The organism is Amycolatopsis sp. NPDC047767, from assembly GCF_040704195.1.
Classification (GTDB): domain Bacteria; phylum Actinomycetota; class Actinomycetes; order Mycobacteriales; family Pseudonocardiaceae; genus Amycolatopsis.
In genome coordinates, this window is the sequence record NZ_JBEYSJ010000036.1 from 41400 (window position 1) to 58880 (window position 17481).

General features: G+C 71.9%; 20 protein-coding genes. 9 read left to right on the plus strand and 11 right to left on the minus strand.

All coding sequences use genetic code 11. The annotated features are described in order from the left end of the window. Positions 1–12 precede the first annotated feature (12 nt). Genes AB0878_RS40565 through AB0878_RS40585 form a run of 5 tightly spaced genes read right to left on the minus strand, consistent with a single transcriptional unit; the run spans position 13 to position 5003 of the window. A complete protein-coding gene (locus AB0878_RS40565; RefSeq protein WP_366586782.1) occupies positions 13–813 on the minus strand; it encodes an ATP-binding cassette domain-containing protein in 801 nt (266 codons plus the stop codon). Continuing rightward, entirely contained in the window at positions 810–1601 is a 792-nt protein-coding gene (locus AB0878_RS40570; RefSeq protein ID WP_366586786.1) for an ABC transporter ATP-binding protein, read from the minus strand. The genes AB0878_RS40565 and AB0878_RS40570 overlap by 4 nt, the downstream gene beginning before the upstream one ends. Further along, positions 1598–2488 (minus strand): ABC transporter permease, encoded by an 891-nt coding sequence (locus AB0878_RS40575; RefSeq protein WP_366586788.1) that lies wholly within the window; start codon positions 2486–2488, stop codon positions 1598–1600. Before AB0878_RS40575 ends, AB0878_RS40570 begins: the two co-directional genes overlap by 4 nt. Beyond that, positions 2485–3459, minus strand: coding sequence for an ABC transporter permease (locus AB0878_RS40580; protein WP_366586790.1), 975 nt, complete (start codon positions 3457–3459; stop codon positions 2485–2487). The genes AB0878_RS40575 and AB0878_RS40580 overlap by 4 nt, the downstream gene beginning before the upstream one ends. Next, positions 3456–5003 carry an ABC transporter substrate-binding protein gene (locus AB0878_RS40585; protein ID WP_366586792.1) on the minus strand — a complete coding sequence of 516 codons (1548 nt, stop codon included), beginning with the start codon at positions 5001–5003 and terminating at the stop codon, positions 3456–3458. Before AB0878_RS40585 ends, AB0878_RS40580 begins: the two co-directional genes overlap by 4 nt. Before the next feature lie 82 nt (positions 5004–5085). Here AB0878_RS40585 and AB0878_RS40590 point away from each other — a divergent pair, with 82 nt between their 5' ends. The 3 genes from AB0878_RS40590 (at position 5086) to AB0878_RS40600 (ending at position 8729) form a co-directional block, all read left to right on the plus strand. Next, a complete protein-coding gene (locus AB0878_RS40590) occupies positions 5086–5889 on the plus strand; it encodes an IclR family transcriptional regulator (protein WP_366586795.1) in 804 nt (267 codons plus the stop codon). After that, positions 5879–6895, plus strand: coding sequence for a serine hydrolase domain-containing protein (locus tag AB0878_RS40595; protein WP_366586798.1), 1017 nt, complete (start codon positions 5879–5881; stop codon positions 6893–6895). The genes AB0878_RS40590 and AB0878_RS40595 overlap by 11 nt, the downstream gene beginning before the upstream one ends. 214 nt (positions 6896–7109) lie before the next feature. Further along, positions 7110–8729 carry a M4 family metallopeptidase gene (locus AB0878_RS40600; protein ID WP_366586801.1) on the plus strand — a complete coding sequence of 540 codons (1620 nt, stop codon included), beginning with the start codon at positions 7110–7112 and terminating at the stop codon, positions 8727–8729. A gap of 792 nt (positions 8730–9521) precedes the next feature. Here the strand turns inward: AB0878_RS40600 and AB0878_RS40605 are convergent. Continuing rightward, the gene (locus AB0878_RS40605; protein ID WP_366586804.1) at positions 9522–9875 is read right to left on the minus strand and encodes a DUF488 family protein; all 354 of its coding nucleotides are present in this window, start codon (positions 9873–9875) and stop codon (positions 9522–9524) included. A gap of 376 nt (positions 9876–10251) precedes the next feature. On the opposite strand from AB0878_RS40605, the gene AB0878_RS40610 reads away from it, so the two are divergent. Then, positions 10252–10872 carry a hypothetical protein gene (locus AB0878_RS40610; protein ID WP_366586806.1) on the plus strand — a complete coding sequence of 207 codons (621 nt, stop codon included), beginning with the start codon at positions 10252–10254 and terminating at the stop codon, positions 10870–10872. A gap of 9 nt (positions 10873–10881) precedes the next feature. Here the strand turns inward: AB0878_RS40610 and AB0878_RS40615 are convergent, their stop codons facing one another. Then, a complete protein-coding gene (locus tag AB0878_RS40615) occupies positions 10882–11604 on the minus strand; it encodes a TetR family transcriptional regulator (protein ID WP_366586809.1) in 723 nt (240 codons plus the stop codon). A gap of 108 nt (positions 11605–11712) precedes the next feature. Between AB0878_RS40615 and AB0878_RS40620 the strand changes: the two genes are divergently transcribed. Beyond that, a complete protein-coding gene (locus AB0878_RS40620; RefSeq protein WP_366586811.1) occupies positions 11713–12180 on the plus strand; it encodes a hypothetical protein in 468 nt (155 codons plus the stop codon). Between the two features lie 91 nt (positions 12181–12271). Here AB0878_RS40620 and AB0878_RS40625 read toward each other — a convergent pair whose 3' ends face one another. Together AB0878_RS40625 and AB0878_RS40630 are read right to left on the minus strand one after the other, a co-directional pair. Next, on the minus strand, positions 12272–12646 hold the full coding sequence (locus tag AB0878_RS40625; RefSeq protein WP_366586813.1) for a hypothetical protein: 375 nt from the start codon (positions 12644–12646) through the stop codon (positions 12272–12274). A 179-nt stretch (positions 12647–12825) separates the two neighbouring features. Beyond that, positions 12826–13191 carry a hypothetical protein gene (locus tag AB0878_RS40630; RefSeq protein ID WP_366586816.1) on the minus strand — a complete coding sequence of 122 codons (366 nt, stop codon included), beginning with the start codon at positions 13189–13191 and terminating at the stop codon, positions 12826–12828. Here AB0878_RS40630 and AB0878_RS40635 point away from each other — a divergent pair. Together AB0878_RS40635 and AB0878_RS40640 are read left to right on the plus strand one after the other, a co-directional pair. Further along, a complete protein-coding gene (locus tag AB0878_RS40635; RefSeq protein WP_366586819.1) occupies positions 13184–13456 on the plus strand; it encodes a hypothetical protein in 273 nt (90 codons plus the stop codon). The genes AB0878_RS40630 and AB0878_RS40635 overlap by 8 nt on opposite strands. Positions 13457–13532: 76 nt before the next feature. Beyond that, positions 13533–13949, plus strand: coding sequence for a Fur family transcriptional regulator (locus tag AB0878_RS40640; protein ID WP_366586822.1), 417 nt, complete (start codon positions 13533–13535; stop codon positions 13947–13949). Between the two features lie 12 nt (positions 13950–13961). On the opposite strand, the gene AB0878_RS40645 is transcribed toward AB0878_RS40640, so the two are convergent. Together AB0878_RS40645 and AB0878_RS40650 are read right to left on the minus strand one after the other, a co-directional pair. Further along, on the minus strand, positions 13962–14864 hold the full coding sequence (locus AB0878_RS40645; protein ID WP_366586824.1) for a hypothetical protein: 903 nt from the start codon (positions 14862–14864) through the stop codon (positions 13962–13964). Then, entirely contained in the window at positions 14833–15831 is a 999-nt protein-coding gene (locus tag AB0878_RS40650; RefSeq protein ID WP_366586826.1) for an EamA family transporter, read from the minus strand. The genes AB0878_RS40645 and AB0878_RS40650 overlap by 32 nt, the downstream gene beginning before the upstream one ends. Positions 15832–15900: 69 nt before the next feature. Here AB0878_RS40650 and AB0878_RS40655 point away from each other — a divergent pair, with 69 nt between their 5' ends. Further along, the gene (locus AB0878_RS40655; protein WP_366586829.1) at positions 15901–16755 is read left to right on the plus strand and encodes a LysR family transcriptional regulator; all 855 of its coding nucleotides are present in this window, start codon (positions 15901–15903) and stop codon (positions 16753–16755) included. A 114-nt stretch (positions 16756–16869) separates the two neighbouring features. Next, on the plus strand, positions 16870–17241 hold the full coding sequence (locus AB0878_RS40660; protein ID WP_366586832.1) for a hypothetical protein: 372 nt from the start codon (positions 16870–16872) through the stop codon (positions 17239–17241). Positions 17242–17481: the final 240 nt, after the last annotated feature.

Genomic DNA, 17481 nt, shown 5'->3' on the forward strand with positions numbered 1-17481 from the left:
ACGTCAGCCGCCTCACGACGTCGCCCATCGCCGGGCCCGCCGCGGGTCCGGGTCCGGCACCGCGTCGAGCAACGTCCGCGTGTAGTCGTGCTCCGGCGCGGAGAACAGCTGCTGTTTCGCCGCGAGCTCCACGATCTTCCCCGCGCGCATCACCGCCACCCGGTCGGCGATCTGCTGCACCACGGCGAGGTTGTGCGACACGAACACGTACGTCAGCTGCAGCCGCGACTGCAGCTCGGCGAGCAGGTCGAGGACCTGCGCCTGCACCGACACATCGAGGGCGCTCGTCGGCTCGTCCAGCACGACCAGTCGCGGTTCCAGCGCCAGCGCGCGGGCGATGGAGATGCGCTGCCGTTGCCCGCCGGAGAACTCGTGCGGGTAGCGGTCCTGCACCTCCGGCGCGAGGCCGACGGCGTCGAGCAGCTCCCCGACCCGCGCGCGCAACCGCGTGCGTCCCCGGCGACCGCGCAGGCCGCGCTCGTGCGTGACCAGCGGTTCGCCGACGATCTCGGTGACGCGCAGGCGCGGGTTCATGCTGGAGTACGGATCCTGCAGCACCACCTGCATCTCGCGGCGCACCTTGCGCAGCCGGGCCGCCGGCAGCGTCGCCAGGTCGGCGCCGTCGAAGCGGACGCTGCCGGCCGTCGGTTCGGCCAGGCGCAGCAACAGCCGCGTCAGTGTCGTCTTGCCGGAGCCCGATTCGCCGACCACGGCGAGCGTCTCGCCGGAGACCACGTCGAGGTCGACGTCGTCGACGGCGGCCACCGCGCCGTAGTCCTTGCGCAGGCCCCGGATCTCGACCAGGTTCGTCATACCCGCTCCAGCTTCGGTGTGGCGCGCAGCAGCTCGCGCGTGTACTCCTCTTGCGGTGTCTCGAAGACCGGCAGCACGGCGCCGGTCTCCACGACGCGGCCCGAGCGCATCACCACGACCCGGTCGGCGACCTCGGCCACCACGCCCAGGTCGTGGGTGATGAGCACGATCGCCATGCCGTGGCGGCGCTGCAGCTCCACCAGCAGCTCGAGGATCTGCGCCTGCACGGTCACGTCGAGCGCGGTCGTCGGCTCGTCGGCCACGAGCACCCGCGGCCGGCCGACCAGCGCCATGGCGATCATCACGCGCTGGCGCAGCCCACCGGAAAGCTGGTGCGGGTACTGGGCCGCCCGCCGTTCCGGGTCGGGAATCCCGGCTTCCCGCAACGCTTCGACCGCGGCCGCCGCGGCCTGCGCGCGGGAGGCACCCGAGTGGCGCCGCACGACTTCCGCGACCTGCGCCCCCACGCGTTTCACCGGGTTGAGGCTCGTCATCGGGTCCTGGAAGACCATGGCGACGTCGTTGCCCCGGATGCGCCGGAGGTCCTTTTCGGACAGTCGCAGCACGTCGCGCCCGTCGAGGAGCACCTCGCCTTCGTAGACGCAGGGCGGTTCGGGGTTGAGCCGCAGCAGCGACAGCGCCGTGGCCGTCTTGCCGCTGCCCGATTCCCCCACCACCGCCAGCGTCTCGCCCTCGTCCACGGCGAAGCTCACGCCGTCGACGGCCGTCACCGTGCCGGTGTCGAGCCGGAACTCGACCCGCAGGTCCTTGATCTCCACCAGGCTCATGAGCGGTACGCCTTCGGGTCCGCGACGTCGCGCAGGACGTCGCCGGTGATGTTGACGGCCAGCGCGGTGATCATCAGCGCGATGCCGGGGAACACGGCCACCCACCACGACGTGCCCAGGTACAGCTGGCCGTCGCTGAGCATGCCGCCCCACGTGACGGTCTGCTTCGGCACGCCGAGGCCGAGGTAGCTCAGCGACGCCTCGGCCACGATCGCCGCCGCCACGTGCAGCGTGCCGATGGTGGCGAGCGGCGCCATCACGTTGGGCAGCAGGTGGCGGCGCATGATCGCGAGGTCCGTGACGCCGATCGCCCGTGCCTCCGTGACGAACTCCCTGGTGCGCAGGGAAAGCACCTCGGAGCGGATCACGCGAGCGTAGGAGACCCAGCCCGTGAAGCCGAGCACCAGCACGACGTACCACAGACCGGAGCCGAGGAACCCGACGATGGCGAGCGCGAGCAGGATCGGCGGGAACGCGAGCTGGATGTCGGCCAGGCGCATGAGGATCCGGTCGAACCAGCCGCCGAGGAACCCGGCCACCAGCCCGATGACCGCGCCGACGATCCCGGCGAGCAGCGCCGCGCACGCGCCCACCAGCAGCGAGATCCGCGCGCCGTAACAAAGGCGTGAGAGGATGTCGCGCCCGAGCTGGTCGGTGCCGAGCAGGTGGCTCGCGTCGCCACCGGCCTGCCACGCGGGCGGGTGCAGGCGTACCAGCAGGTCCTGCGTGCCCGGGTCGTACGGCGCGATCAGCGGTGCGAACACCGCGCCCAGCACCATCAGCACGAGCACGGTCACGGCGACGGAGCCCAGCCGGTTGCGCAGCATCGCCCGCACGGCGCTCGGCCGGGCAGATCGAGCGGTGGCGACAGCGGTGATGGCGGTCATGAGGTCACCCGCACCCTCGGGTCGAGAATCGTGTAGGACAGGTCCACCAGCAGGTTCACGATCACGAACGTGGCGGCGAAGAACAGCACCGCGGCCTGCACGAGCGGGAAGTCGCGGTTCTGGATCGCCTCGACCGTGAGCCGGCCGAGGCCGGGCCACGAGAACACCTGCTCGGTGAGGATCGCGCCGCCCAGCAGGGAGCCGACCTCGAGGCCGATGACCGTGACCACGGGCAGCGCCGCGTTGCGCATACCGTGGCCGAGCACGATCCCGCCGGTGCCGAGGCCCTTGGCTTTCGCGGTGCGGATGAAGTCCGAGCCCAGCACGTCGATCAACGACGAGCGCAGCAGCCGCGCGATCACCGCCACCGAGTACACGGCGAGCGTGACGGCGGGCAGGATCAGGTGCTCGATGCCGCCGTAGCCGGACGCGGGCAGGATCTTCAGCTGCACGGCGAAGATCAGGATGAGCAGGATCCCGACCCAGAAGGCCGGAGTGGACTGTCCGACCAGGACACCGGCCATCACGCCGGAGTCGCCGGCGCGGCCGCGGCGCATCGCGGCGAACGTGCCCGCGGGCACGGCGAGGGCGAGCGCCACGAGGAGCGCGGACCCGGCCAGCTCCAGCGTCGCCGGGACGCGGGAGAACAGGACGTCGGTCACCGGCTGGTCGTAGACGAGCGAGTTCCCGAGCTGGAGCCGCGGCAGACCGGCGAGGTAGTCGAGGTACTGCGTGATGAGCGGCCGGTCGAGCCCGAGGCTCGCCCGCAGCGTCGCCTCCTGCGCCGCGGTGGCGTCGGGTGGCAGGATCAGCTTCACGGGGTCGCCCGAGAGCCGCACGAGCAGGAACGCCGCCGTGGCCACGAAGAACAGCACCACGATCGCCGTGAGCACCTTCGTCACGACCACGCGCAGCACGCCGGCGCCGGCGCGCGCGGGCGGGCGGGTCGCGGTGGTGACCGGCGCCGTCACGGGGTCACCGTCGCCGAGGCCATGGCGAGCACGCCGACGACACCGGGGTGCCAGCTGGGGCGCGTGTTGACCGCGTAGATGTTGTCGATCTGGTAGAGGAACACGAACGGCGCCTCCTGCTTGAGAAGTTGCTGCAACGACGTGAAGGCTTTCTGCCGGTCGGCGGGGGCGGGCGACAGCTCCTCGGCGTCGATGAGCCGGTCGGCCTGCGGGTTGTGCCACCGGCTCTGGCGCCGGTCGTGGCGGACGTTGGACTGCACGAGGCTCTCGGCGTCGAGCGTCCAGCCGGTGCTCGCGGCGAGGTAGATCGGGCCGAGGGCACCGCGGTTGTTCGAGGTCAGGCGGCTCGAGTAGGTGCCGGCGTCGACGAGGTCGACCCGCGCCCGCACCCCGACCTTCGCCAGGAGACCGGAGATCGCCTCGGCGATGTTGGAGTCGGCCGTCTGCGCGGTGAGGGAGGTGTCGAAGCCGTCCGGGAACCCGGCCTCCGCGAGCAGCCGCTTGGCTTCGCCCTGGTCACGCGTGTAGGGCGTGATCGACGGGTCGAAGCCGAACGACTCGCGCGGGAACATCGTCGGCACCTCGCGCGCCTTGCCGTCGAGCACCGCCTTGATCAGCAGCGGCACGTCGACGGCGTGGTTGAGCGCCTGGCGTACCCGCACGTCGCGCAGCGGGCCCTGGGTCGTGTCGAGCGAGAGGTACGACGTGCGGATGCCCGGGTAGTTGCGGATCGCCACGCCGGGATACCCCTGGATCTGCAGCGCGGCGTCGGGCGTCAGGTTCGCGACGATGTCGACCTCGTCGCTCTGCAGCGAGGCCAGCGCCGACGACGCGTCGGGCATCGGCAGGAACACCAGCTCGTCGTAGGCGGGTTTGCCGCCCCAGTAGGCGGGGTTCGGGCGCATCCGCAGCTGGTGGTCGCGCTGGAACTCCTCGAAGGTGAACGGCCCGGTGCCCACGGGGTGCTTCGCGAAGCCCGCGGAGCCCACCTGCTTGAGGTACCCCGGCGGCACGGCGACTCCGCCGAACAACGACACCTTCGCGGGGATGATCGGGTCGGCCTGGCTGCAGTGCAGGTCCACCGTCAGCGGGTCGACGACCTTGGCCTGCTTCACATAGCGCAGCTCGACGATCGGCGACTTCGTGGCGGGATCGAGCAGCCGGTTGATGCTGAAGGCCACGGCGTTGGCGTCACACGGCTCGCCGTTGTGGAACTTCACGCCGGGCCGGAGCTTGAAGCGCCAGGTCAGCGGGTCGGGCGAGGACCACGACAGGGCCAGCCCGGGTTTCAGCTGGTTGTCCGGACCTCGTGTGGTGAGTGTGTCGAACATGTTGATCAGCACGTTCATGGAGGTCAGGTCGCCCTGTTTCTGGGGATCCAGGGTTTTCGGGTCCGAGGTCTGGGCCACGCGCAGCACGGTGCCGGGAGTGCCGGCCGCGCTGCCGCACGCGGTGAGCAGGCCCGGCAGGGCGAGTGCGGGCAGCGCCAGGCCGCCGAGCCGGAGGGCGTCGCGGCGGGACAGGCGGGGACGCGGAGAGGCCACGGGGTGCCGGCTCCTTTCGATCGTTTCGTGAAGTGAAAGACCGTTCCGTCAGATGGAATGCGATTGCGCTAAGGTAGGCGCCGTGACCAAGGCTGTCAACGACTCGGCGAACAGTCCCCGCGGCGCGGTGGACAAGGCGCTGGAAGTGCTGGCGACACTCGCGCGCCCCGGTGGGCCGCACCGGCTCGCCGACCTCGCGAAGGCCTGTGACCTGCCGAAACCCACCGCGCACCGGATGCTGCAGACGTTCGCGGACGCCGGTTTCGCGGCCGCGGCGGGCGGCGGCCAGTACGACGTCGGGCCGCGGCTGCTCGGGCTTTCGGCCGCCGTGCTCGCCGGCAGCCGAGCCACCCGGGCGACCCGGCCCGTGCTCGCGGACCTGCGACGGCGGACCGGGCACACGGTGCACTACGCGGTGCGCCACGCCGACCGGGCGGTGTACGTGGAGAAGCTCGAGCCGGAGCAGGCATACCGGCTGAACACCCGGCCGGGCGGCGAGGTGCCGCTGTACTGCACCGGCGTCGGGCGGGCGATCCTGTCACGGCTGCCGGAGGCCGAAGTCACCGCGATGCTCGCCGGGCCGTTGAAGGCGTGGACGGCGAAAACGCTGACCGATCCGGCGGAGATCCGGGCGTCGCTGACCACTGTGGACAGTCTCGGGTACGTGGTGGACGACGAGCAGTACGAAGCGCACGTGCGCTGCGTGGCGGCGCCCGTGGTGGATGCCGACGGGGTGGTCGCCGGAGCGGTCAGCGTGTCGGGGCTGACGTTCACGCTGCAGCCGGAGGCCTTCGCGGCGCTCGGCCCCCTGGTGGCCGAGGCGGCGAACCGGATCTCGGCGAAGCTGGGGCCGGTGGGTCTGCAGGCGGTGTCCGATGAGGATTGAGCACCTTCTGGCTTCCGAGAAGGGGTTGTACTCGGCCGCGGCGTGGTCGGTCGGCACCGCTGACGGCGTGCTCGACCGCGGGGTGCTCGGAACGCGTTGGCACGGCGGTCCGGCGGCGACCGAGGAGAGCCGGTGGGATCTGGCTTCGGTGACGAAGCCGGTCGTCGGGATCGTGGTCGTGGCGCTGGCCGAGCGGGGCCTGATCGATCTCGACGATCCGCTCCCCCGGCACCTGCCGGCGTATGCGGGCGGAGACAAGGCCGCGATCACCGTGCGGCAGCTGCTCACGCACACGTCCGGGCTGCCGGGCGGGACTCCGCTCTACCGCGAGCATCCGACGTGTGAAGCGCTGCTGGAGGCGATCCGGACCGCGCCGTTGCGTGTCGCACCCGGCACGCGGGTCGAGTACTCGTCGCAGGGCTTCATCCTGCTCGGGCTGATCGCCGAGGCCGCGGGCGGCGCGCCGCTCGACCAGCTCGTGGCGGAGCTCGTGACGCGGCCGTTGGGGCTTACGGCCACCGGATTCGGCCCCGCTGAGGGGTTTCTGGCCGACGCGGTGGCCACTGAGGACTGTCCGTGGCGGGGCCGGGTCGTGTGTGGACAGGTGCACGACGAGAACGCCGTGGTACTGGGCGGGGTCTGCGGGCACGCCGGGCTGTTCGCCACCCTCGGTGATGTCGAACGTCTCGGCCGGGCACTGGCGGGCGGGGCGCAGGCGTTGCTCAAGCCCGCGTCGCACGCGGAGATGATCGCCTGTCACACCGAGGGTCTCGCGTTGCGCCGCGGGCTCGCGTGGCAGGGTCTCGACGTGCCGGGCTCCCCCGTCGGCACCGACCTGGAACCCGGCGCATACGGCCACACCGGCTTCACCGGAACCAGCCTGTGGGTCGAGCCGGAACGCGGCCGCTACTACGTGCTGCTGACCAACCGGGTGCACCCTTCGCGGTCGACGCCGGGGATCGAAAAGGTGCGGCGCGAATTCCACGCGCTGGCCGCGATTCTGTAATCCCACATCCTGGACCCCGGTTGTTTTCGTCGCCGGGCCGGAAGTCGTTGGCGGAGAACGACATCCGCTTCACCGTGTCCGTTTTGGGGTTTTTCCATCCAATGGCTGGACCACGATCCACTCCCTACTTTCGGCGCTTCTGAGTTTCGGACCGGAATCCGAAACTTCTCGCACGGGTCACTCGGGTTGGCCCTCTGTGCGGAAGGTAGACCGTATGTCTTCGAAACGGCTGGCCGTGCTGGCTACAGCAGTCACGGCTTCGTCGATCCTCGTGGCCGCCGGCGGCGCCGCGAGCGCGTCGCCCCAGACCCAGGTGAGCACCGACTCCCTCGGCCGCGTCATCGCCGTCCAGCCCGCGACCCCGGTCGCCGCCCGCGGTCTCGCCGGGAACGCCGCCGCGGCCGCGCAGTCGCACACCGCGGACCTGGCCCGGCAGTTCGGTCTCGCCGTCGGCGACCTCACCTTGACCAGCGTGCAGTCCCTTCCGGGCGGCAGCGTCGCGCGGCTGCAGCAGAACGTCGGCGGGGTGCCGGTGTACGGCGCGCAGATCGTGCAGGACCTCGACGGCAGCGGCGCGCTCATGGCCGCGCTCGGCAAGACCACGCAGCGCACGCAGGGCTCGTTCCCGGCCGACGCGAAGGGCGCCCAGGACCGGGCGGCGAAGGCCGCCCACGCCGCCGTGGCGCAGAAGGCCGCCGGCGTGCTGAAGACCGGCGCGGAAACCGCGTACTGGTACGACGCGAGCCTGGGCGGCGACGGCGCGAGCGCCACCGCCGTGCCGACCTACTTCGTGCCCGTCAACGGCGCGGACCCCGAGGACAAGTGGACGGTCGTCGTCGGCGCCGACACCGGCAAGGTCCTGCAGGTGTGGGGCGAGTCGGAGGCCGCCACCAACCGCGTGGTCTGCGATGCGAAGCGCAAGGTCGTGGACCTCGACATCGCCACGCTGGCCGACCTGCGCTGCGGCGTCGGCACCGCGTTCGGCGTGACCCGCGGCGAGGGCCAGGCCGCCGTCGCGACGGCGGACGTCAACAGCGTCTACGACTTCTTCGGCGACGCACAGAACTTCTACTCCCAGTTCGCCTCGTACGACCTCACCGCCAACATCGGCGCCGACTACCACGACGGCAAGGGCAAGGCCCTGCGCGGCACCGTGCGCATGTGCGAGGTCGAGACCGAATCGGACGGTCGCCGCCACACGCAGTGCCCGTGGGCCAACGCGTTCTGGGAGGGCGAGCAGATGGCCTTCGGCGAGGGCGTGACCACAATGGACATCACCGGCCACGAGCTCACCCACGGCGTCACCCAGCACACCTCGCAGCTCGGCAACGGCTACGCGGGCGCGCTCAACGAGGGCATGTCCGACGTGATGGGCCAGTTCATCGCCATCAAGTCCGGCGACGCCAACGTGCAGGGCGCCAACCGCTGGCTGATGGGCGCGGGCTCGTCCATCGGGCAGGTGCGCGACATGAAGAACCCGCCCAACTCGGGCGAGGGCCCCAGCCCCGACCGCGTCAACGGCCAGTTCTGGGTCGGCGCCAACGGCGACCCCCACATCGACGCCGGCGTCGTCGACAAGACCGACTACCTCATCACCGACGGCGACACCTTCAACGGCCAAACCGTCCACGGCATCGGCGAGGACAAGGCCATCGCCCTCTGGTGGAAGGTCGAGAACCTGCTGCGCCCCACGTCCACCTTCAAGGACCTCGGCACGGCCCTCAACTCCGCCTGCACCACCAACGCCCGCACCGGCGTCGCCGGCACCACCACGGCCGACTGCACCCAGGTCGCCAACGCGGTGAAGGCCACGCAGCTCAACCTGGCTCCGTAAGGGGGTTTGCTTCCCGGCCGCTGCCGGTGCTCGCTCGCGCGGGCGCCGGCAGCGGTTTTTTCGTGCGTGGCGCGAATCCGTGGGCTTTCGAGATGCGCGCGCGAGAGACACGGGGCGCGTGGGCGACTCTCGGCGGCAGCCGCGCAATCCGACTCGCTCCGTGGGGTCCTCCCGGGCCGCGAACAGCGGTCGGCGCGCATGCCGCAAACCTGCCGACCATCGCGACACGAACGCGAGACACATCGGGCCTACAAGCGACTCGCGACAGCAGCCGCGCGATCCGACTCGCTCCCCGAGGTCGCCTGCTCCCGGGCTGCGGTTTTCGGCGTACGTGCCGCGAACCTGCCGACCTCCACGACACAAGAGCGAGACACACCAGGCACACAAGCCACTCGCGGCTGCAGCCGCGCAATCCGGCTCGCAGGCCGCCCGCTGCCGGCCTGCGAGCCGCGGTTTTCGGCGTGTGTGCAGCGAGCCCGCCGCCGATCGCGACACCAGAGCGAGACACCGAGCGCACAGGCCACTCGCCGCACCAGCCGCGCCGACCTGCTCGCCCCGGTGACGCCTGCACCCGGCCTGCGAACAACGGTCGGCGTGCGTGCCGCCAACCTGTCGACCGTCACGACAAGAGAGCGACACACATCCGAGTACACAGAGCACCTCGCGACGACAGCCGCGCGATCCGGCTCGCTCTCGGGGTCGCTCGCGCTCGGGCTGCGAACGGCGGTTTTCGGCGTGCGTGTCGCGAACCTGCCAGCGTTCGGGGCTGAGGGCGGGGACGATGGGCTCGTGTCAGTCTTCCGAAAGCAGCTGCGCCAGGACGGCGGCCTGGCTGATGTCCAGGGCGCGGCTCGCGGTGAGCAGCGTGAGCGGGCCCTGCGCGGCGCGGGCGCGCAGGTCGGCGAGGGCGTCGGCAGCCGGGCCGGGGGCGGTGAGCTCAGCGCGGTAGCGGCGGGTGAACTCGGCGAACCGGGCGGGGTCGTGGGCGTACCACTTGCGCAGCTCGGTGGTGGGGGCGACGGCCTTGCACCAGTCGTCCAGCGCGGCCTTCGCCTTGGCCACGCCGCGCGGCCACACGCGGTCGACGAGGACGCGGGCGCCATCGTCGGGGCCGGCCGGGTCGTAGACACGTGCGATGCGAACCATTGGGGCATTGTCGCTCATCGGCTCGCGCCGCACAGCATTGTCCGACCCGGCACTGTCCGGCCCAGCACTGTCCGGCCCGGTGCTGCCCGGCCCCGCCTTACCGGGCGCACCGTTGTCCGGAACAGCTCTATCGGGCACGGCGTTGGCCAGCCCAGCCGTACCGGGTGCGGCGTTGTCGGGCCCAGCACTACCGTGCACAGCGTTGCCCGGCCCAGCCGTACCGCGCGCCGCGTTGTCCGGCCGAGCGTTGTCCGGCCCAGCCGTACCGTGCGCAGCGTTGCCAGGCCGAGCCGTACCGGGTGCGGCGCTGTCCGGCCCAGCACCGCCGGGTCCGGCCAAGTCGGGCGCAGCGTTGTCCCGCACCACGGAGCCGGCCGTGGCTAGCGGGCCCGAGCGCAACCGAGTGACGCCGCTGGGCGAGATTGTCGCGATTCCGCTGCGCGGCGCGTGGACAGGTAACCGCGGGATCCTCCACTCCGGACACGAGATCGTGCGCACCCACGCGAGCGACCTGTGGATCACCTGCCGGCTCGAGTTCCGCGGCCGGTGGCGCGAGCAGTGGCTGCCGCGCCGCTACACGCACCTGTACTTCCACGATGAGGCCGTGTCGTTCGCCGCCGGCCACCGGCCGTGCGGGGAGTGCCGGCGCGCGGACTACCTGCGGTACCGCGACGGCTGGGCCGAGGCGCTGAACGTCGCGCCGCCGTCCGCGCGGGCCATGAACCGCCGGCTGCACACCGAACGCCTCGACGGCCGCCGGCGCCGGCTCCACGAGCTGCCGTGGACCGAACTGCCGGATGGCGTGTTCGTCCTGCGCGACGACGGGCCCGCCCTGGTCGTGGACGGCGGCCTGACCTCCTGGACGACCTCCGGCTACGGCCCCCGCCACCCCCTGCCCCGCCGCGGAACGGCGCAGGTCATCACGCCGCCCGCGACCGTCGCCGTCCTCCGCACCGGCTATCCGGTCGAGATCTCCGCCACCGCGCAATGGCACTGAGTGCACTTATCAGTCCGACTCCGGGAACGCCGCACCGAGCCGGGCCATGACCTCCGGCAACGGCGTCGCCGTACTCAGCACCGCGACCACCGTCGTCTCGGCGTTCACCGGCCGGAAAGCCTCCCCCACCAGGGCGAACGCCCGCGCCGCGCTCGCCGCGATGTCGTCCTTGCCGCCGCTGCGCAGCCACCGCCGCAGCACGTGGTTGTTGGCCGCCGCGATCGCCGCCGCCGCGACGGCCGCCCGCAGGCTCGCCGTGGCGTCACCCTGCTCGGCGAACCGCGTCTGCAGGTACCGCGCGAGCACGCGCTGATACCGGTCGACGGTCGCGACTTCCTTGTCCCGCAACGAAGCCACCGTCCGCGTGAGCGTGAACCGCTTCAGCGACACGTCGAGATCCGCGGCGTAGTAGTCGAGCACCAGGCTCACCGTCGAACACGCCACCTCGACCGGGTCGCGTGCCGGATCGGCGCGTTCGAACGCCTGCTCCATCTCCGTGACGATCTCGTCGTGGTTGGCGAACAGCACGTCGTCCTTGGTGTCGAAATACCGGAAGAACGTGCGTCGCCCGACCCCCGCCGCGGCGGCGATCTCGTCGACGGTCGTCGCCTCGTACCCGTTGGCCACGAACAGGTCCACGGCCGCCGACGACAGCGCCCGGCGCAGCTGCCGTCGGCCGGCGGGCGTCGCCCCGACCCGGGTGGCCGGCGCGCGGCGCTGCGATTCCGTCATGCCCGAAGACGGTAGCAGGCCGTCTTGCTAGTGGCACTGAGTGCCGTTAGACTCAGGGTCGGACCTCGGGCCCCTGTGACCACTCCCCACGACCGGAAGGCGTCGACGATGACCCTCGACCAGCAGCTCCAGCCGACCGAGCTCGTGCCGGCCGAGCACGCCCACGAGCGGTTCGACGCCTACTACGGCCGCCTCTTCGGCTGGTCGGTGCGCTGGCAGGGCAGCCGGCTGTTCCTCGCGCTCGAGAACGGCCTGTGCGCCGTGACTCTGCCGAAGCTCGCCGCCGGCCCGGTGCTGCGCCACCTCGCCGACACCGGTTGCCGGGGCCCCGTCCTCGTCCTGCCGACGCAGCACGGCCCGCGCGTCGCCATCCTCGCCGAGACCGACGGCCTGGTCCCGCCCCGCACCACCCTGCCCGCCGACGTCGACCTCCTCGACTGCGGCGCCCTCGTCCCCCTGCCGATCGGCCCGCAGGTCCCGGGCGTCTCGACGGAGTGGCTCGCCGCCCCCGACCCGCGGCAGCGCTGGCTGCCGAGCCTCAGCGCGGTGCTGGCCGGAGTCCGCGTCCGGCACTGATCGCGTCCGGGTAGCTGTTCGCGCCCGGTCAAAGAGTGACAGGTAACGCACAAGTCCTGTGCGGATTCGAACACCCCGTGCGGGGAAAGCGTCAGCGGCTGACCGCGAGCTGTCCGCCGAGGATCGCCGCGGCCTGGTCCACGAGGTCGTCCACGCCGGCGACGAGCGTCTCGATCTCGGCCCATCGGCGGCGGTCGCGGTCGGCGTCGGGCGCCAGCGCGGTGTCGACGAGCAGCAGGAGCGTGTCGATCTCGTAGGCGAGGTCGGCGAGCTTCAGGAACGGCACGTGGTCCGGCGGCGACCCGGCCGCCGCGCGGGCGCATGCGGCGTGCCCCATCGAACGGCAGACGGCCTGCAGCCTGGCCCGGATCTCCTCCTTGCGAGCCCCCGCCCGCGGGACGCCGGTGCGGATGTTCCAGGCCACCGAGAGAAGGCAGCGGCCGGCGTCGTCGAGGGAGGTGTTCATCACCGGGCGAGTCTGGTCCAGACGCGGGGGTGACGCGCCCGCTCAGCCGTTCGACACGCGAAGGCCACCGGATCGGGTGAACAGCTCCGTGGTTTCACCGGTTTCTCCGCGTTCGACACCACGTCCTGCCCGAGTTCGCCGCGGCGGCTCACCCGCGAGTCTGACGTCCTTTGTGGACGCTACCGGCCGGCGGCCACCGGCCCGCGATTCGCCGCGCCAGCCAGGCTCGTGAGCATCATGTGCACCCACAACGTGTGCTCGGCCGTCTTCTCGATCGCGTGGCTGTCGTTCGGCTCGGCGACGAGGAAACCGCTCGGCACCCAGCTGCCGTCGGCGCGCTGGGAGTCGAGGTACCAACGGGCCATGCGCAGCACGTGCTTGAGGTGCTCGCCGGCCGGGTCGATCTCGGCGGCCATCGCGGAGCCCCAGCCGAACTTGCAGATCTGCATCGACTCCCAGTGGTTGTACTGCGCTTCGGTGCCGGACGCGGACAGCCGCAGCATGCCGGTGGCGATCTCGCGCGCCCGCTGGTCGCGCGTGACCACCAGCCGCGTCGACTTCCGCCAGTCGCGCCAGGCGTTCTACAACCCGGGCATCAGCGCCGCGTCCTCATCCGCTACTACACACGAGGACGGGCAGGTGTACGCGTCGCTGAACGTCTCGATGCACTCCACCCGGCGGTCGAAGGAAGAGATGCGCGCGCAGTTGCTCGAACCGCTGCGCCGCACCGCCGGCGAGATCGAGGCGGACCTGCGGGCCATCGCGCGGCGGCGCCAGTCGTTCGGCGTCGGGGACGAGGACGGGGCCTGACCTGGCCGTCCTCGGCCGGATGTGACCCGGGTCCCTCGATCGGTGTCACCGAGTGGTGCGAAGTTACCATCGGGTCATGGATGACTTCGCGGTCCAGCTGAAGCGGAGGGGACTGCGGAACACAGCCCAGCGCCGGGCGGTGCTCGGTGCCGTTCGCGACCACCCGCACACCACGGCGGCCGAGATCGCGGCCGCCGTCGAGGCCGGCACGGGCGGGCTGTCGCGGCAAGGGCTCTACAACGTGCTGGACGACCTCGTCGGCGTCGGCCTGCTGCGCACGCTCGAACCGGCCGGCTCGCCCGCGCGCTTCGAGCTCGACCGGCACGACAACCACCACCACCTGGTGTGCCGCGCGTGTGGCCGGATCGAGGACGTGCCGTGTGCCGTCGGCTCGGCGCCGTGCCTGCACCCGTCGTCGGCGCCGGGGTTCACGATCGACGAGGCCGAGGTCACGTGGTGGGGCCTGTGCGCCGAGTGTGCGGCGAAGGCTTAGCGCTCCTCGGCGTCAGTCCTGTTCGGGGTGCGGCTCGGGAGTCGCGGTCGCCGTCTCGCGAATTGTGGTGTCGGGAGTCGCCGTCTCGTCCACGGTCAGGGTGAGCAGGCGGATCATCGCCTCCACCGGCAGCTTGCTCTCATCGGCGTGATCGAGGAACGACAACACGCGCAACCCCTCCGGCGTGAGCGCCGAGGTGTCGTCGCCGATCTGCGCGCTCGCCGCTTCCAGGGTGCCGAGGCCGGCGTTGTGGTGGGCGTCGCGGACGGCGTTGCGCAGCACGGCGAGTTCGGCCGGGGACGGCCCGCGTTTCTCTTCGCGCAGCCGTTGGACGATTCGCACCACCTGAGGTGACCTCGCCGCCACGGACTGGCGAGCCGCGAACGACGCCACCATCCGCGGGGTGGAGCGCGTTTCCTGCGGGGAAGCCGGGATCACGGGTGCGGCGGCGCCTTCCACTCGCAGGCTGTCGAGCGCCGCGGCCCGGCGTTGTTCGCTTTCGCGCAGGCGCGCGAGCGGATCTTTACGCCGGGACGCCGCGAATGTCCGGGCTTCATCACGCGCGCGCTGCCCGGCCTCGGTGACGCGCGGGCGTCGCCGGCCCGTGCCCTCGGCCGCGGCCTGGCGGCGGTTGTTCTCGAACCACGCCTCGAACGACTGCCCGCGCCGCGGCGGCTCGTGGACCTCGGTCATCGCGGCCTGCGCCGCGTCGTTGAACCAGCCCTCCAGCCGCGAGCGCAGGAAGCCGCCGGGACGTTCGCCGGACTGGCGAGGGCGCTGGCGCGTGCCGTCGGGCAGGGTGCTGAGCGCGATCAGCAGCGCGTCGGGGCAGTAGCCGCTTCTGTACCAGAACTCGAGCTGCCGCTCGACGTCCTCGCGCTCCTCACGCGTCAGCGTCTCCGTGACCCAGCCCATGCGCCGGAACAGGACCCCGGTCGCCTGCGCACGTTCGTGCTCGTCGCTCGGGATCACCGTCGACGGCCAAGCGCGGTCCGACATCCGCACCATCCGACACCTCCTGCCCCGACGGTACGGCGCCCGCGTTCGCGCCGGTCACCCGACACGCCGCCACCGTGTTGGCCGCCACGATCACCGCGATCGCGGTGTAGGCGAGGGCGTCGAGCCGCTGGTGGAGCACCACTTCGCCGACCAGCGCGGCCAGCACCGGGTTCACGCTCATGAAGACCCCGAAGAACCGCGTCGGGACCCGGCGCAGCGCGAGCAGGTCGGTGAGGAACGGCAGCGCGGAAGACAGCACCCCCGCGGCGAGCGCGGCGCCGAGTGTGGCCGGTGTGGGGCGGTGGTGGAAAAACACCACGATTCCCACGGGCAGGTACAGCAGCCCGGAGACGCCCGCCGCCGCGGCCGAGCCCTGCACGCCCGGCAGACGGCGGCCGACGGTGCGGTTGAGCAGGATGTAGCAGGCCCAGCAGGCAGCGGCGACCACAGCGAGCGCGACGCCGAGGTAGTCGGTGCTGGGGCGCGGCCGCGTGAGGATTCCGACAGCCGCGGCGGCCGCGAACGCACAGATCAGGTCCGTCCGGCGACGCGAACCGGCCAGCGCGACGGTGAGCGGGCCGAGGAACTCCAGCGTCACGGCCAGTCCGAGCCCGATCCGGTCGACGGCGGAGTAGAGCGACAGGTTCATCGTCGCGAACACCGCCGCGAGCCCGAGGACCGGGCGCCACTGGCGGGCGGTGAACGACCGCAGCCGCGGCCGTCCCACGGCGAGCAGCACCACGGCGGCCACCCACTGGCGCACGGCCACCACGCCGGCGGGCCCGAGCACGGGAAACGCCAGCGCCGCGGTGGCCGCGCCGAGCTGGTTCGCGGTCGCGCCGCCGACCATCAACGCCACGCCGGCGCGCTTGTCCTGGGTCATGGCGTCGAGCCTGCGACACGGCCGTGCATGCGCAAAATGCATTCATCGCGCCACGCATACGCTGGAGTCATGGATCTGGAGCTGCGGCACCTGCGGTGCCTGGTGGCGATCGTGGACACGGGAACGTTCACGGACGCGGCGATCGAGCTCGGAGTTTCCCAAGCCGCGGTGTCGCGCACCCTCATTTCGTTGGAATCCGCACTCGGCGTGCGACTTCTCCACCGCACGAGCCGCAGCGTCACCCCGACGACGGCCGGCGTGCAGGTGCTCGCCCGCGCCCGCCACCTGCTGGCCGAGGCCGAAGACCTCGTGCGCGAGGCCACGACGGGACACACCCGGCTGCGCCTCGGCCACGCCTGGTCCGCGATGGGCCGGCACACGGCCGAGTTCCAGCGCCGCTGGGCGGATCGGCACCCCGACGTCGAGCTCCTGCTGGTCCGCACCAACACCGCGACCGGCGGGCTGGCCGAGGGACTGTGCGACCTCGCCGTGGTGCGCACCGCAGTGGACACCCGCAAGTACGCGCACGCGACCGTCGGCCACGAGGCGCGCTACTGCGCCATGGCCGCCGACGACCCGCTGGCGCGCCGCCGCACCGTCACGCTCGCCGATCTCAGCCGGCGCGTCCTGGTGATCGACCGCCGCACCGGCACCACGACCACCGACCTGTGGCCGGAAGCCGAGCGCCCGCGCGTGGAGCCCACCCACGAGATCGACGACTGGCTGGCCGCCATCGCCACCGGCCGCTGCGTCGGCGTCACGCCGCACTCCACCGTGACCCAGTACCGCCGCGACGGCATCGCTTATCGCCGCGTGCGCGACGCGGACCCCGTTCCGGTGCGGCTGATCTGGCACGGCCGAGACCCGCATCCGGCCACACACGCCGCGGTGGCGCTGCTGAGCGAGCTCTACCGGGCCCGTTGAAACCACCACAGTGGACGGTCACCCCTTCGGGCGTAAGGACCGCACAGGGGCAGACATCCCCGGCTGCACGGGGGATGCTCCATTTCGGACAATCGCGAACAGGAGGGGCGTTTCATGAGAAATCTCCGCTTCCGGGCCGCCCTGCTGGCGGCGCCGCTGGTGGCCGCGAGCCTGTTCGCCGCACCGGCCCCGGCGTCCGCGGCGCCCGCCGTCACCGATCTCGACTGCGGGTTCTTCGCGTGCAGCTGGGTGTTCAGCAAGAGCGCCACGAAACTGATCTCCGAGGGCGCGCCCGCGATCCGCGTCTGCAAGAACATCCCGACGCCGGGCAACCTCGCGTGCGGCGTCGCGATCGCGGCGCTGGTCGTGACCGCGAAGAAGGCCCGCAGCGAGGGCAAGTGCGCGAAGATCACCTGGACCAAGACGCCGGCGCCGCCCCTGGGCACGTGGTGGCCGTCGGTCGAGGGTGGCAAGCGCTGCAAGTAGGTTCCCTCCGGCCGTCGGGGTGTCGAGCACCCGCCGGCCGGGGAGGTGCGGGGCCGTCCCGTCCACTGTGGACGCGTGGGCGGCCCCGCGAAACATTTCCGGGGGCCGGCGAGGTCGTTCGCCGGGCGAATTATCACCGTTGACGCCGTCGCGCGAAGTCGGTCATGATGTGGTGGTACACCACCCAACCGAGGAGTGACGAGAATGTTCGGCGGCGAAGAGCGCATGGCCTGTCCGGGG

What these genes read in the sequence shown, in the direction of transcription:
- AB0878_RS40595 (WP_366586798.1), top strand. Translation starts at nt 5,879, where the DNA reads ATGAGGATTGAGCACCTTCTGGCTTCCGAGAAGGGGTTGTACTCGGCC.
- AB0878_RS40605 (WP_366586804.1), bottom strand. Translation starts at nt 9,875, where the DNA reads ATGGTTCGCATCGCACGTGTCTACGACCCGGCCGGCCCCGACGATGGC.
- AB0878_RS40625 (WP_366586813.1), bottom strand. Translation starts at nt 12,646, where the DNA reads ATGAACACCTCCCTCGACGACGCCGGCCGCTGCCTTCTCTCGGTGGCC.
- AB0878_RS40565 (WP_366586782.1), bottom strand. Translation starts at nt 813, where the DNA reads ATGACGAACCTGGTCGAGATCCGGGGCCTGCGCAAGGACTACGGCGCG.
- AB0878_RS40650 (WP_366586826.1), bottom strand. Translation starts at nt 15,831, where the DNA reads ATGACCCAGGACAAGCGCGCCGGCGTGGCGTTGATGGTCGGCGGCGCG.
- AB0878_RS40620 (WP_366586811.1), top strand. Translation starts at nt 11,713, where the DNA reads ATGACCCTCGACCAGCAGCTCCAGCCGACCGAGCTCGTGCCGGCCGAG.
- AB0878_RS40600 (WP_366586801.1), top strand. Translation starts at nt 7,110, where the DNA reads ATGTCTTCGAAACGGCTGGCCGTGCTGGCTACAGCAGTCACGGCTTCG.
- AB0878_RS40645 (WP_366586824.1), bottom strand. Translation starts at nt 14,864, where the DNA reads ATGGGCTGGGTCACGGAGACGCTGACGCGTGAGGAGCGCGAGGACGTC.
- AB0878_RS40660 (WP_366586832.1), top strand. Translation starts at nt 16,870, where the DNA reads ATGAGAAATCTCCGCTTCCGGGCCGCCCTGCTGGCGGCGCCGCTGGTG.
- AB0878_RS40615 (WP_366586809.1), bottom strand. Translation starts at nt 11,604, where the DNA reads ATGACGGAATCGCAGCGCCGCGCGCCGGCCACCCGGGTCGGGGCGACG.
- AB0878_RS40655 (WP_366586829.1), top strand. Translation starts at nt 15,901, where the DNA reads ATGGATCTGGAGCTGCGGCACCTGCGGTGCCTGGTGGCGATCGTGGAC.
- AB0878_RS40570 (WP_366586786.1), bottom strand. Translation starts at nt 1,601, where the DNA reads ATGAGCCTGGTGGAGATCAAGGACCTGCGGGTCGAGTTCCGGCTCGAC.
- AB0878_RS40575 (WP_366586788.1), bottom strand. Translation starts at nt 2,488, where the DNA reads ATGACCGCCATCACCGCTGTCGCCACCGCTCGATCTGCCCGGCCGAGC.
- AB0878_RS40640 (WP_366586822.1), top strand. Translation starts at nt 13,533, where the DNA reads ATGGATGACTTCGCGGTCCAGCTGAAGCGGAGGGGACTGCGGAACACA.